The organism is Ancylobacter radicis (assembly GCF_018449475.1).
Classification (GTDB): domain Bacteria; phylum Pseudomonadota; class Alphaproteobacteria; order Rhizobiales; family Xanthobacteraceae; genus Ancylobacter; species Ancylobacter radicis.
On sequence record NZ_JAHCQH010000015.1, the window covers coordinates 117,451 to 130,372 of the forward strand.

Below are 12,922 nucleotides of genomic sequence, written 5' to 3' on the forward strand. Positions count from 1 at the left end.
TTTGACGCCCGGCGCCGGCGGGCCTAGAAGCCCGACCATCCCTTCCCTGCCCGGGCGCCGTTCATGTCGTTCAACACCTTCGGCCAATTGTTCCGCGTGACGACTTTCGGCGAGAGCCATGGACCGGCGATCGGCGGTGTCATCGACGGCTGCCCTCCGGGTCTGCGCTTTCGCCTGGAAGAGGTGCAGGAGGCGCTGGACCGTCGCCGGCCGGGCCAGTCGCGCTTCACCACCCAGCGCCGCGAACCGGATGAGGTGAAGATCCTCTCCGGCACGCTGCCGCAGGAAGACGGGTCTCATATTACCACCGGCACGCCTATCGCCCTGGTGATCGAGAATGTCGACCAGCGTTCCAAGGACTATTCGCAGATCGCCGAGAGCTACCGGCCCGGCCATGCCGATTACGCCTATGACGTGAAATACGGCCTGCGCGATCATCGTGGCGGTGGGCGCTCCTCGGCGCGTGAGACCGCGGTGCGCGTGGCCGCCGGGGCGATCGCCGCCAAGGTGCTGGAGGGTGTCGCCATCACCGGCGCCCTCGTCCAGATGGGCGAGATCGTGATCGACCGCGCGAACTGGGACAGTGCCGAGATCGGCCGCAACCCGTTCTTCTGCCCGGATGCGCAGGCGGCGGCGCGCATGGCGGATTATCTCGACGGCATTCGAAAGAACGGCTCCTCGGTCGGCGCCGTGATCGAAGTGGTAGCCGAGGGTGTGCCCGCCGGGCTCGGTGCCCCGCTTTACGCCAAGCTGGACGCCGATCTGGCCGGGGCGCTGATGAGCATTAATGCGGTGAAGGGCGTGGAGATCGGCGAGGGTTTCGCCTCGGCCACCCTCACCGGCGAGGACAATGCGGACGAGATGCGCATGGGCAATGACGGCAAGCCCGTGTTCCTCGCGAACCATGCCGGCGGCATCCTTGGCGGCATCTCGACCGGACAGCCGGTGGTCGTGCGGTTCGCGGTGAAGCCGACGTCGTCGATCCTGACGCCGCGTCGTACGGTAACAAGATACGGCGACGACGCGGAAATCATGACCAAGGGCCGGCACGACCCTTGTGTCGGCATCCGCGCCGTCCCGGTTGGCGAGGCGATGGTCGCCTGCGTGCTGGCGGACCATTTGCTGCGCCATCGCGCGCAGGTCGGCACGCCCCCGGCTTGGCCGTTCCCACGCTGACTTTCTGCAATCAAGGCGTGCATTTCAGTAATACTGAAAGCCTGTCCGTTTTTCATTGCGAGTGAATTTTCCCGCGCTTATGCTCTCTGCATGAAGCTCGCGGATTGGCTCGCCCTGACAGGAACGACACGCAGCGCCTTCGCGCGCAGTGTCGGCCTGTCGCCGGCCAGCATCACCGCGCTGTGCAACGACCAGCAAGCCTGGGTCTCCCGGGAAGCGGGCAGCCGCATCGCCGCAGCCACGGCGGGGGCGGTGACGCCGAACGACTTTCTCGGGATCGATAGCGTCGAGGTGGCAATGATGAGCGATAATCTGCAGGCCCGCGTGCAAGCGGCGATCGAGGCCTTCGCGCGTGGCGAGATGCTGGTCGTCACGGATGACGATGACCGCGAGAATGAGGGCGATCTCATCGTCGCCGCGGTTCACGCAACACCGGAGAAGCTGGCTTTCATCGTGCGGCACACCTCCGGCATCGTCTGCACCCCGCTGCCGGCCGAATATGCCAAGCGGCTGCGGCTCAACCCGATGGTGACGGACAACGACGCGCCGCACGCCACGGCCTTCACCATATCGGTCGACTACAAGCACGGCACGACCACCGGCATTTCCGCCGAGGACCGCACCGCGACCGTGCGGGGGCTCGCCAACCCCAATGCCGGCGCCTCGGATTTCGTGCGCCCGGGCCATATCTTCCCGCTGATCGCCAAGGAAGGCGGGGTGCTGATGCGCTCCGGCCATACCGAAGCGGCGGTGGACCTGTGCAAGCTGGCCGATCTCGAACCCGTGGGCGTCATCTGCGAGCTGGTGAATGATGACGGCAGCGTCATGCGCGGCCCGAAGGTGGCGGATTTCGCCGCCGCCCATAATCTCACCCGCATCTCCGTCGCCGACCTCATCGCCTACCGGCAGTTGCGCGAGAAGCTGGTGAGCCGCACCGCGGAGTTCACCGCGCCGACGGCGGTGGGCGACATGCACGGCATCTCCTATGTGACGCCCTTCGAGCCGGTGAACCATATCGCTCTGATCCACGGCAAGATCGGCGACGGGCGCGACGTACTGGTACGATTGCACCGCGCCGATCCCATTGGCGACGTCTTCACCGGCGGCAAGGCGATTCACGCCTCCCTGGAGCGGATCAAGGCGGAGGGGCGCGGCGTGCTGGTCTATCTGCGCGACGGCACGACGGGCGTTCCGGTCAATTCGGTCGGTTCCGAAGGCACGCCGGCGGAAAGCGCGCGGCTGCGCGATGAAAGCTGGCGCGAAGTGGGCCTGGGGGCGCAGATCCTGCGCGATCTCGGTATTTCCTCGATCCGGCTGCTCGCCTCGCGCGCCCGCACCTATGTCGGCGTCGCCGGCTTTGGGATCGAGATCACCGGTACCGAGACACTGGACGCCTGAACCCCGCTCACGCGAATGGCATTGCGAAGCCAGGACGGCGTGAAGTTTCGGCTTCTGAGCGTCGCCCGACCGTGTCACCATCGAATGTGACGCGTCTCTGACACGTCGTGGTCCCGTCATGGACGGAGGTTCGCGATGGCGTGCGTGAGGTTCTGGGCGGCGATATCAACGCTGGCGTTGGGGCTGCTGGCAGCCTCGCCCTTGCGCGCGCAGGAGCCTGTCGATGTCGAGCTGGTGCTGGCGGTCGACATTTCCTATTCGATGGACCTCGACGAACTGGCGCTCCAGCGTGAGGGGTATATTGGTGCCGTCACCTCGCAGGAATTTCTCAACGCCCTGAAGCTCGGCCCGCATGGCCGCGTCGCGCTGGCCTATGTCGAATGGGCGGGCGCGGAGGAACAGAAGCTGGTGGTCGACTGGATGCTGGTCGGCGGGCGCGCGGATGCGGAACGCTTCGCGCAGGCGATCCGCGCGGCGCCGCTGCGGCGGGTCTACCGAACCTCCATATCCGGCGCCATGGACTTCGGCGCGGATCTGCTGGAGAGCAACAATTACAAAGGCTTGCGCCGTGTCATCGACATTTCCGGCGACGGCACCAACAATCAGGGGCCGATGGTTGAGCCGACGCGCGATGCCCTTGTGGCGCGCGGGATTACCATTAACGGCCTGCCGCTGATGCTCAAGGAGCCGGCCGGCTCGATGCTCGATATCGGCCAGCTCGACATCTATTATGAGGATTGCGTGGTCGGCGGTCCCGGCGCCTTCGTCATCCCCGTGCGGGGCGCGCACCAGTTTGCCGACGCGATCAAAACCAAGCTGGTGCTGGAAATCGCCGGGGTGACGCCGCCGAAAGAGGTGTTATTGCACCGCGCAGCGGGCGAGCCACGCATTTCCTGCACCATTGGCGAGCGCATGTGGATGGAACGCTGGGGCAATTAGCGCCGGAAGACGCCCACCAGCTCCACATGCGCGGAATAGAGAAACTGGTCGACCGGTGTCACGCTGTCCAGCCGATACCCCTTATCGGTCAATATCTTGGCATCGCGGGCGAAGCTCGCCGGATCGCAGGACACGCCGACCACCAGCGGCACCTTGCTGAGCGCCAGTTGCTGGGCCTGCGCCTCCGCGCCCTGGCGGGGCGGATCGAACACCACGGCGTCGAAGTTCTTGAGTTCCAAGGGATAGAGCGGGCGGCGGAACAGGTCGCGCACCTCGGCGCTGACCGGCTTCAGGCCGGACACGCCGCGCGTCGCGCGGGTCAGCGCATCCACCGCCAAATCGGAGGATTCATAAGCACTTACCCGCGCCTTGCGGGCGAGGCGCAGGGCGAAGGTGCCGACGCCACTGAACAGGTCGGCCACCCGCGCGGCACCCTTGGTCGCCTCCAGAACCAGCCCGGCCAGCGTCTCCTCGCCGGCCGCGGTGGCCTGAAGGAAGGAGCCGGGCGGCAACGGCACGCGGGCGGAACCCATTGTAATCACAGGAGGTTCGCGCTGGAGCACGAGTTCGCCATGGCGGGTCAGGCGGGCGAGGCCGTGCCGCTCGGCGAGATCGGCGAGGCGCGCCACCAGAGCGGGCCGCAGCGGGCCGCTGCCACGCACATCCATGTCGAGGCCGGTATCGGTGGCGGTGACCTGGATATCCAGAGGTTTCGCAAGCGGGGCAAGGAGTTGCGCCACCGCCCAGGCCGCCGGCAAGGCGCCGTCGAGGCCGGGGGCGAGGATGGGGCAGGAATCGATGGCGACGATGGCGTGGCTGCGCCGCCCGGCAAAGCCGACCGCCAGTATGTCGTTACCGCGCCCGGCGCTGCCGCCGGTGGAGCGGGCATGGAACACGGCGCGGCGCCGGCCCTCGCCATGGGCGGGGATCAAGTCCTTGATCTCAGGCGACAATCCGACGCGGGCCAAGGCGTCGGCCACCAGCTCGCGCTTCCATGCGTGGTATTTTGATGCCTCCCAGTGCTGGAGCGAGCAGCCGCCGCACTGGCCGACATGGCGGCAGATCGGCTCGATCCGCTCCGCGCTGGGCTGGAGAATCGAAATAAGCTTGCCACGGTCGTGACTTAGCTCGGCCTCCACGATTTCACCGGGCAAGGTGAGCGGCACATAGACCGGCCCCTCCGCCGTCTCCGCCACCCCGTCGCCGCGCTGGCCGAGATGGTGGATGGTCAGTGCAGTCGGGTGGACGATCGGTGCAGTGTGGACCGGTTCGCTCAAGGGGGAGGCCGGCGAGGGCCGTGCGCCGCGTGTCATGGTCATATTTCCCCCTGCCGGGCGACGAGGAGGAACTCCTCATTGCCATCTCCCCCGAGGATGGGCGAGGTGAGACGGTGAGTCACGCGCCACCCCATCGCGGCGAGCCGCGCCTCGATCCGCTCCGCCGCCGCCTGCCGGGCCTCCGCATCCTTGACGATGCCGCCCTTGGCGAGCTTGTCGCGCCCGACCTCGAATTGCGGCTTCACCAGCGCGACGAAATGGGCACCGGCGCGGGCATGGGCGAGCGCCGCCGGCAGCACGGCCTCCAGCGAGATGAAGCTGACGTCGATGGTGACGATGTCCATGGTCGGCAGGTCGCCGGGGGCGAGGTCGCGTATGTCGGTCGCCTCGCGCGAGACGATACGGGGATCGTCCCGCAGCCGGGCATGGAGCTGGTCGCGGCCGACATCGATAGCGTGGACGCGGGCGGCACCGCGCGCCAGCAGCACCTCGGTAAAGCCGCCGGTGGACGCGCCGACATCGAGCGCCTCCCGCCCGGCCACGTCGAGCCCGGCGGCGTCGAGCGCGGCGACGAGCTTGAGGCCGGCACGGGAGACCCATTCATAGGCTTCCTGCGCCTCGATGGCGGCGTCACTGGCAATGGTCTCGGAGGGCTTGGCGATGACGCGCCCGCCGACCCGGACCAGACCGGCGGCGATGGCGGCCTGGGCGCGGGCGCGGCTGTCGAACAGGCCGCGCGCCACCAGCACCCGGTCGGCCCGGTCGCGGGTGGGCGCGGCGGGCGTCTCCTGCGTGGACATCCCGGTTCAGCCGCGCAGCAAGGTGAGGCGGGCTTCCTCGTCGCGACCCAGCGCCGCGAACACGCCGCGCACAATGCCATCCGCGTCGAGCCCGGCCTGCTTCATCTGCGCGGCCGGCGAATCATGGTCGATGAACAGATCGGGCAGCGCCAGGGTGCGCACCTTGAGGCCGCGATCCAGCGCCCCGGCCTCGGCCAGAAGGGTGAGCACATGGCTGCCGAAGCCGCCCGTGGCGCCTTCCTCGACCACCATCAGCACCTCATGCTCGCGGGCAAGACGCAGCACCAGATCGCGGTCGATCGGCTTGGCGAAGCGGGCATCCGCCACCGTGGCCGACAGGCCGAAGCCGGCAAGATGCTCGGCGGCGTTGAGGCAGGCGGCCAGCCGGGTGCCGAGCGAGAGCAGCGCGATCTTCGAGCCCTCGCGCAGCACGCGGCCGCGACCGATCTCCAATGGAATGCCGCGCGCGGGCCGCTCGACGCCGACGCCCTCGCCGCGCGGGTAGCGGAAGGCGATGGGGCCCTCGTCATAGGCGGCGGCGGTGGCGACCATGTGCACCAGTTCCGCCTCGTCGGCGGCGGCCATCACCACCATGCCCGGCAGGCAGGCGAGCATCGGCACGTCGAAGGCGCCGACATGGGTGGCGCCATCCGCGCCGACCAGCCCGGCGCGGTCGATGGCGAAGCGCACCGGCAGGCGCTGGATCGCCACGTCATGCACGATCTGGTCATAGGCGCGCTGGAGGAAGGAGGAGTAGATCGCGCAGAACGGCTTGTAGCCCTCGGTGGCGAGGCCCGCAGCGAAGGTGACGGCGTGCTGTTCGGCGATGCCGACATCGAAGCTGCGCTCGGGAAAGGCCTGACCGAACAGATCGAGTCCGGTGCCCGCGGGCATGGCGGCATTGATGGCAACGATCCGGTCGTCGCGCTGCGCCTCGCTGATCAGGCTCTCGGCGAACACGCTGGTATAGGTCGGCGCGTTCGACACCGCCTTGCGCTGCGTGCCGGTGGCGACATCGAAACGCTGCACGCCGTGATATTTATCGGCCGAGGCCTCGGCGGGGGCGTAGCCCTTGCCCTTCTGGGTGACGACATGGACCAGGATCGGCCCGGTCTCGCTGTCGCGCGCATTGCGCAGCACCGGCAGCAGATGGTCGAGATTGTGCCCGTCGATCGGCCCGACATAGTAGAAGCCGAGTTCCTCGAACAGCGTGCCGCCGGTCCAGAAGCCGCGCGCGAACTCCTCCGCCCGCGCCGCCTGACGGCCGAAGAACTTCGGCAGATTGCCGGCGAGCTGCTTGGCGGTCTCGCGCAGCGACCGGTAGGTGCGCCCGGAAATCAGCCGGGCGAGATAGGCCGACATGGCGCCGACCGGGGGCGCGATCGACATGTCATTGTCGTTGAGGATGACGATGAGGCGCGAATCCATGGCGCCGGCATTGTTCATCGCCTCATAGGCCATGCCCGCCGACATGGCGCCGTCGCCGATGACCGCGACCACATTGCGCGGGCTGGTGCCGGCGGCCTTGGCCGCCTCCAGATCGCGCGCCACAGCCATGCCGAGGCCGGCGGAGATCGAGGTGGAGGAATGGCCGGCGCCGAACGGGTCGTAGATGCTCTCGGTGCGATTGGTGAAGCCGGACAGGCCGCCGCCCTGGCGCAGCGTGCGGATGCGCTCGCGCCGGCCGGTCAGGATCTTGTGCGGGTAGCACTGGTGGCCGACATCCCAGATCAGCCGGTCATTGGGCGTGTCGAACACGTGATGCAGGGCGACCGTGAGTTCCACCACGCCCAGGCCGGCGCCCAGATGCCCGCCGGTGACGGATACCGCGTCGATCATCTCCGCGCGCAGCTCCGCCGCCAGTTGCGGGAGCTTGTCGTCGGACAGGCGGCGCAGATCCGCCGGCACCTGCACAGTATCGAGAAGCGGCGTGGAAGGACGGGTCAAGGACGTCTCCGGTAACGGCTCATCCACGGCAGATGCGATGCAGTGGACGAAGTTCAAGGGCATACACAATGCCCCCAGCAGGCGCAACGCGCGCCCACCGGCGCCCGCTCCGCAACTGATACGCAGCAAAGCCGAGCAAGAGTGTGGAGACGGCGCGGCGCCATGTCACAAATATTGGATTGAACCGTCCGGTTCGTTTAGAACCGAGCGGCATGAACGAGGTGGCATCTCAGGCGAGGACCGCAGAGGGCACGGCGCAGGCCGCCGGCACGCGCCGTCTCGTGCTGTTCCTGCCGGGCCATGACCCGACCGGCATGGACTATCACCATGGTCGCTTCGCCAACCAGGCCGGGCGCTTCGCGCGGCTGTGGTCGTTCAGGGTCGCGGTCTCGCCGCGCCGCGACGACGGCGCCCTGCCCTTCGCCCGCTGGGACGTCGACACCTCCGGCCCGAACTGGAACACGCGGACCGATTACCGCATCCTCTCCTGGGACGACATCGTGCGCGAGCTGGACGACCGGCCCGACCCGGTGCGGCTGTGGCGCGGCCTTGGCGGGCTGACCGATTTCCTGTTCGGCGGCGCCGCGCGGGGCTATTTCCGCGCCAGCCCGCGCTACGGCTTCTTCTTCTTCTTTCCCTATGTGATGGTCTGGCTGTTCGCCTTAGGCGGGCTCGTCGCCGGGGGCCTCGCCTATTGGCTGCTGGCCGGCACGCTGGGGGCGGTGCTGGCCGGACTGGCGGCAGGAGTGGCAACGTTTTTCGGCCTGTTCCGCTGGCCGGGCCGCTACTGGCGGCTGCATCAGGCGCTCGATGATTGGGACCTTGCCCGCAACTATCTGCATGACGCGACGCCCAGCGTCGATGCGCGGCTCGACGAGTTCGCCGGCGTGCTGGTGGCGGCGGCACAGACCGGCGCTTATGACGAAATCGTGCTGGTCGGCCACAGCCTCGGGGCGACGCTGATGCTCGGCGTGCTCGACCGCGCGCTCGACCGCCACCCCGGCCTTGCCGACGGCCCGGCGCGGCTGTGCCTGATGACCTGCGGGGCGACCATCCCCAAGCTCGCTTTGCACGCGCGCGGGCAGAAGGTGCGCCGGCAGGCCGCGCGCGTCGCCGGCACGCCCGGCCTCACCTGGGTCGAGTATCAGGGCCGGCACGACGCGATCAATTTCTACAAGTTTCACCCGGTGACGCTGCGTCAGGCGGGATTCGACGCCATCGAGGGCAGCCAGCCCTTGCTGCGCAACGCCAACATCAAGCACATGCTCAGCCCGGAAAAGCTCAAGCGCGTGCGCCGACGGCCGATGCGGGTGCATTACCAGTTCCTGCTGGCCAATGAGCGGCAGGCTTCCTACGATTATTTCATGGTCGCGCTGGGCCCGCTGGCCTTTGCCGACCTCACCGCGCGCGCCGAAGGACCGCTGGGCCGCTTCGCCCAAGACGGTACGCTAATCGACGGCGCGCTGATCGCCTGAATGACGGGAACTCCATGAACCTCATCCTCGCCGCCAAGATCGTCTGGGCCATCGGTGTGATCGGCTGGTACGTCATCCGCCTGCCGTTCGAGCGCAAGGTGAAGCGCGAGCGCGTGGTGGATGCGCGCGACCGGCTGCGCGAGCTGATACTGCTCTCCTGCTCGACGCTGGGGCTCGGCATCATCCCGCTGTTCTGGGCCACCTCGCATCTGTTCGACGCGGCGGATTATCCCTACACGCCCGTGCAGTTCGCGCTGGGCACGCTCACCTTCATCGCCGCGCTCTGGCTGTTCCGCCGCACCCACAAGGACCTCGGCAAGAACTGGTCGGTGACGCTGGAGATCAAGGACAGCCACAAGCTGATCACCGGCGGCGTCTACCGCTATGTGCGCCACCCGATGTATTCGGCCTTCTTTCTGTGGGCGATCGCCCAGCTGATCCTGATCCCGAACTTCATCGCCGGCCCGGCCGGGGTGATCGGCTTCGGCATTCTCTACCTCTTCCGCATCGGCCGCGAAGAGAAGATGATGCTGGACACGTTCGGCGAGGAATACCGCGCCTATAGCGCACGCACCGCGCGGCTGCTGCCGGGCGTCTACTGATCGGGAGAGAACCGTGCTGGAGCTGCGTCCGAACTGCGAGTGCTGCGACCGCGATCTGGCGCCCGATACGCGCGAGGCGATGATCTGCACCTTCGAATGCACCTTCTGCGCGGAGTGCGCGGGCAATCTACTGGGCGGGGTCTGCCCCAATTGCGGCGGCGAGCTGGTGCGCCGCCCGGTGCGCCCGCCGGGCCCGCTGGCGCGCAACCCGGCCTCGACCGTGCGGGTGTTCAACCCGGATTGCCGGGCGGCGAAGGCCAGCTAGAGCGGTGACCCGGTCAGCCGCGTGCGGGCAGAGCCGCCGGCCGCGATGTTTGAACACAGCCCGTCCCACTGACAGGCGGCGCAGGCCGCGCGAATCGTCCCGGCGGCGAAGTTTTTCCGCAGGCGGGCGACGGTTGGGGCGTCGAGCGGGATCGCGTCGCCCGGCGCGAAGGCCTGCCCGAGCGCGGCGGCGACCGCCTCCAGTGCGAGGGCGTCCCGCGCCGTGATGCGCGGCTCATGGCAATGATGGGGAGCCACAAGATCGGTTGCGCCGAGCATGGGCGCGCAGATGTCGTCCGGCCCCTCGACCAGCACTGCGCTCTCGCCTGCGTTCAGCCGGGCGACGATGGCGCTGTACTGGGCGACGAAGGCGGGGCTGTAGCCCCGCCCGACATAGGTGAGCAGGCAGAGCAGATGATGGGCGCGCAGCCTTATCATGCGTGGCTCAGGGGCCGGCAGGGCTCACTCGCCGTCGAGCGGCACGGTGCCGGTGGGGCGGCCGTCGGAGCCCTGCGTGATCTTCTCGACCCGCGCCTCGGCGTCCTTCAGCAGCGCGTCGCAGCGGGCCTTCAGCGCCTCGCCGCGCGCATAGAGGGCGATGGATTCCTCCAGCGGGACATTGCCGCCTTCGAGCTTGCCGACAATGGCCTCAAGCTCGGCCAGCGCCCGCTCGAAGCTCAGGGCGTTCACTTCCGCCAGATCGGTGGTCGTCGCCGCGCTCATCGCTGCCTCCCGCTGTGACTCGCGCCCTTATACAGGCTCGGGCGCGGCAACTCACCCCCGAAGGCATGCCGGCCGCGCATCCGTGCCCTCACGCACCGTCAGCCGCGCATCAGCGCCATCACATGGGCCGAAGCGGAGCGGGCGAGGCCTTCGAGATCGTAGCCGCCTTCCAGCACCGAGACTAGCTTGCCGCCGCACTGCTTGTCGGCGAGCTCCATCAGCTTCTTGGTGACCCAGCTGAAATCGTCTTCCAGCAGGTTGAGATTGGCCAGCGGGTCGCGCGTATGGGCGTCGAAACCGGCGGAGATGATGATCAGTTCCGGCCCGAAGGCGGTGAGGCGCGGCAGGATGCGGCTCTCGAACGCCTCGCGGAACTGCTCGCCGCCATCGCCCGAGCGCAGCGGCGCGTTGACGATGTTATCCGTGGTGCCGCGCTCGCCGACCGCGCCGGTGCCGGGGAACAGCGGCATCTGGTGGGTCGAGGCGTACATCACGCTCGGGTCCGAGAAGAAGATTTCCTGCGTGCCATTGCCGTGATGCACGTCGAAATCGACGATGGCGACGCGCCCGAGGCCGTGCACCTTCTGCGCGTGACGGGCGGCGATGGCGACATTGTTGAACAGGCAGAAGCCCATCGGCGTGCGCGTCTCGGCATGGTGGCCGGGCGGGCGCATGGAGACGAAGGCGTTGGCCGCGCGGCCGGAGAGCACCTCGTCGACCGCCAGCACCGAACCGCCGACGCCGCGCGAGATCGCCTCAAAGGTGCCGGGCGACATGACCGTATCGCCGTCGATCCGCACCAGCCCCTCGGTCGGAATGGCGGCTTCCAGCGCCTCGACGAAATCCTCAGGGTGCACGCGGATGATGTCCTCGCGCGCGGCCATCGGCGCCTGCTCGCGCGCCAGCGTGGCGAAGGCCTCGGCCTCGAAGACGCGGTTCAGCACCCGCACACGGTCCGGCCGCTCGGGATGGCCGGCGGGGGTGAGGTGGTCGAGGCAGGCGTCGTGCGCGATCAGCAGCGTGCTCATGGAATTCCTTGGGTCGTTTGGCGTTCGGTGGTTTTTTGCCGTCGGGCAGCGGCGTGGTGCCGGCGGGTCCGTCCGTCTCCCCTGGCCGGCCCCGGAACGGCTCCGGCAGCGGCCAATGGTGGACGATATGCCACGTCGGCACGCGCCACCAGCCGGGCAAGGGGTGGGGCGCGGTTTTTTCGCGCCGGGCGAGCCTGCCCTACCCTACTCCTGCCCTGCCGGCAGCGTTGACCCGCGCCGGGCGAGGGCCTATCGAGCCGGCCGGAACGAGAGGACTTATGAGCGCGACGTCGCAGCAACGCACCACCCGACATGTGGCGGCCGATGAGGCCGGTATCGCCGAGGCGGCACGCCTGCTCGTCGCCGGGGGGCTGGTGGCGCTGCCGACCGAGACGGTCTATGGCCTTGCTTGCGACGCCACCGACCCGCGCGCCGTGGCCAGCCTCTATGCCGCCAAGGGCCGGCCGTCCTTCAACCCGCTGATCGCCCATGTGCCGGATATCGCGGCCGCCCGCCGCGTCGGCCAGCTCACCCACGCCGCCGAGCGGCTCGCCGCCCGGTTCTGGCCGGGGCCGCTGACGCTGGTCGTGCCGGCCCATCTGGATGCGACCAGCGAGCTGGCCCGCGCTGGGCTTACCAGCGTCGCCATCCGCGTGCCCGCTCATCCGGTGGCTCTGGCGGTGCTGCGCGCCGCCGGACGCCCCATCGCCGCGCCGAGCGCCAACCGCTCCGGCCATGTCTCCCCCACCTCCGCCGCCCATGTGCTGGCGGACCTTCAGGGCCGCATCGACCTGGTGCTGGATGGCGGGGTGAGCCGCGTGGGCGTGGAATCGACCATTCTCGACTGCACCGGCGAGGTGCCGGTGATGCTGCGGCCGGGCGGGCTGGCGCGGGAGACCATCGAAGCCGCGCTCGGGGCCCCGCTCGCCGCGCGGGAGGTGCATGCGCAGACCGAGGACGACGAGGCGCCGCTGGCGCCCGGCATGCTCGCCTCGCATTACGCGCCGAACGCCCGCGTGCGGCTCGACGCCCTCGAATTGCACCCCGGCGAGGCGCTGCTGACCTTCGCCGGCGCCCACCCGCCCGGCAGCGAGTCCGCCGTGGCGGTGGCCGACCTCAGCCCGGCCGGCGACCTCACCGAGGCGGCGGCAAACCTGTTCGCGCTGCTGCGGGCGCTCGATGCCAGCGGCGCCGCCGGCATCGCCGTGGTGCCGCTGCCCGGCCACGGGCTGGGCGAGGCGATCGCCGATCGGCTGCGCCGCGCCTCCGCCCCGCGCTGACGCCCCTTCCCCC

13 protein-coding genes are annotated in these 12,922 nt (G+C 69.0%); 7 read left to right on the top strand and 6 right to left on the bottom strand.

All coding sequences use genetic code 11. From position 1 onward, the window contains the following. Positions 1 to 63: 63 nt before the first annotated feature. The 3 genes from aroC (at position 64) to KIP89_RS06660 (ending at position 3,513) form a co-directional block, all read left to right on the top strand. Positions 64 to 1,176 carry a chorismate synthase gene (gene aroC, locus KIP89_RS06650; protein ID WP_213754631.1) on the top strand — a complete coding sequence of 371 codons (1,113 nt, stop codon included), beginning with the start codon at positions 64 to 66 and terminating at the stop codon, positions 1,174 to 1,176. A gap of 90 nt (positions 1,177 to 1,266) precedes the next feature. Continuing rightward, complete coding sequence (ribB, locus tag KIP89_RS06655; RefSeq protein WP_213754632.1) at positions 1,267 to 2,574, top strand: 3,4-dihydroxy-2-butanone-4-phosphate synthase; 1,308 nt, start codon at positions 1,267 to 1,269, stop codon at positions 2,572 to 2,574. A gap of 135 nt (positions 2,575 to 2,709) precedes the next feature. Continuing rightward, positions 2,710 to 3,513, top strand: coding sequence for a DUF1194 domain-containing protein (locus KIP89_RS06660; protein ID WP_213754633.1), 804 nt, complete (start codon positions 2,710 to 2,712; stop codon positions 3,511 to 3,513). On the opposite strand, the gene KIP89_RS06665 is transcribed toward KIP89_RS06660, so the two are convergent. From KIP89_RS06665 to dxs, 3 genes are read right to left on the bottom strand one after another with little or no spacing between them, the layout of a single operon-like run. Next, a complete protein-coding gene (locus KIP89_RS06665; protein WP_213754634.1) occupies positions 3,510 to 4,826 on the bottom strand; it encodes a class I SAM-dependent RNA methyltransferase in 1,317 nt (438 codons plus the stop codon). The genes KIP89_RS06660 and KIP89_RS06665 overlap by 4 nt on opposite strands. Before the next feature lie 2 nt (positions 4,827 to 4,828). Further along, positions 4,829 to 5,590, bottom strand: a complete 762-nt coding sequence (locus tag KIP89_RS06670) for a TlyA family RNA methyltransferase (protein WP_213754635.1) — start codon at positions 5,588 to 5,590, stop codon at positions 4,829 to 4,831. Positions 5,591 to 5,596: 6 nt separating this feature from the next. Further along, on the bottom strand, positions 5,597 to 7,537 hold the full coding sequence (gene dxs / locus KIP89_RS06675; protein WP_213754636.1) for a 1-deoxy-D-xylulose-5-phosphate synthase: 1,941 nt from the start codon (positions 7,535 to 7,537) through the stop codon (positions 5,597 to 5,599). A 212-nt stretch (positions 7,538 to 7,749) separates the two neighbouring features. Here dxs and KIP89_RS06680 point away from each other — a divergent pair, with 212 nt between their 5' ends. From KIP89_RS06680 to KIP89_RS06690, 3 genes are read left to right on the top strand one after another with little or no spacing between them, the layout of a single operon-like run. Further along, positions 7,750 to 9,012 (top strand): hypothetical protein, encoded by a 1,263-nt coding sequence (locus tag KIP89_RS06680; protein ID WP_213754637.1) that lies wholly within the window; start codon positions 7,750 to 7,752, stop codon positions 9,010 to 9,012. A gap of 14 nt (positions 9,013 to 9,026) precedes the next feature. Beyond that, positions 9,027 to 9,614 (top strand): protein-S-isoprenylcysteine O-methyltransferase, encoded by a 588-nt coding sequence (locus KIP89_RS06685; RefSeq protein WP_213754638.1) that lies wholly within the window; start codon positions 9,027 to 9,029, stop codon positions 9,612 to 9,614. Between the two features lie 13 nt (positions 9,615 to 9,627). Continuing rightward, on the top strand, positions 9,628 to 9,879 hold the full coding sequence (locus KIP89_RS06690) for a DUF1272 domain-containing protein (protein WP_213754639.1): 252 nt from the start codon (positions 9,628 to 9,630) through the stop codon (positions 9,877 to 9,879). Here the strand turns inward: KIP89_RS06690 and KIP89_RS06695 are convergent. The 3 genes from KIP89_RS06695 to KIP89_RS06705 form a co-directional block, all read right to left on the bottom strand. After that, positions 9,876 to 10,316 carry a DUF1284 domain-containing protein gene (locus tag KIP89_RS06695; RefSeq protein ID WP_213754640.1) on the bottom strand — a complete coding sequence of 147 codons (441 nt, stop codon included), beginning with the start codon at positions 10,314 to 10,316 and terminating at the stop codon, positions 9,876 to 9,878. The genes KIP89_RS06690 and KIP89_RS06695 overlap by 4 nt on opposite strands. A 24-nt stretch (positions 10,317 to 10,340) precedes the next feature. Continuing rightward, the gene (locus KIP89_RS06700; RefSeq protein WP_213754641.1) at positions 10,341 to 10,601 is read right to left on the bottom strand and encodes an exodeoxyribonuclease VII small subunit; all 261 of its coding nucleotides are present in this window, start codon (positions 10,599 to 10,601) and stop codon (positions 10,341 to 10,343) included. A 98-nt stretch (positions 10,602 to 10,699) separates the two neighbouring features. After that, a complete protein-coding gene (locus KIP89_RS06705; protein ID WP_213754642.1) occupies positions 10,700 to 11,629 on the bottom strand; it encodes a histone deacetylase family protein in 930 nt (309 codons plus the stop codon). Between the two features lie 278 nt (positions 11,630 to 11,907). Between KIP89_RS06705 and KIP89_RS06710 the strand changes: the two genes are divergently transcribed. Beyond that, complete coding sequence (locus tag KIP89_RS06710; protein ID WP_213754643.1) at positions 11,908 to 12,909, top strand: L-threonylcarbamoyladenylate synthase; 1,002 nt, start codon at positions 11,908 to 11,910, stop codon at positions 12,907 to 12,909. Positions 12,910 to 12,922 lie beyond the last annotated feature (13 nt).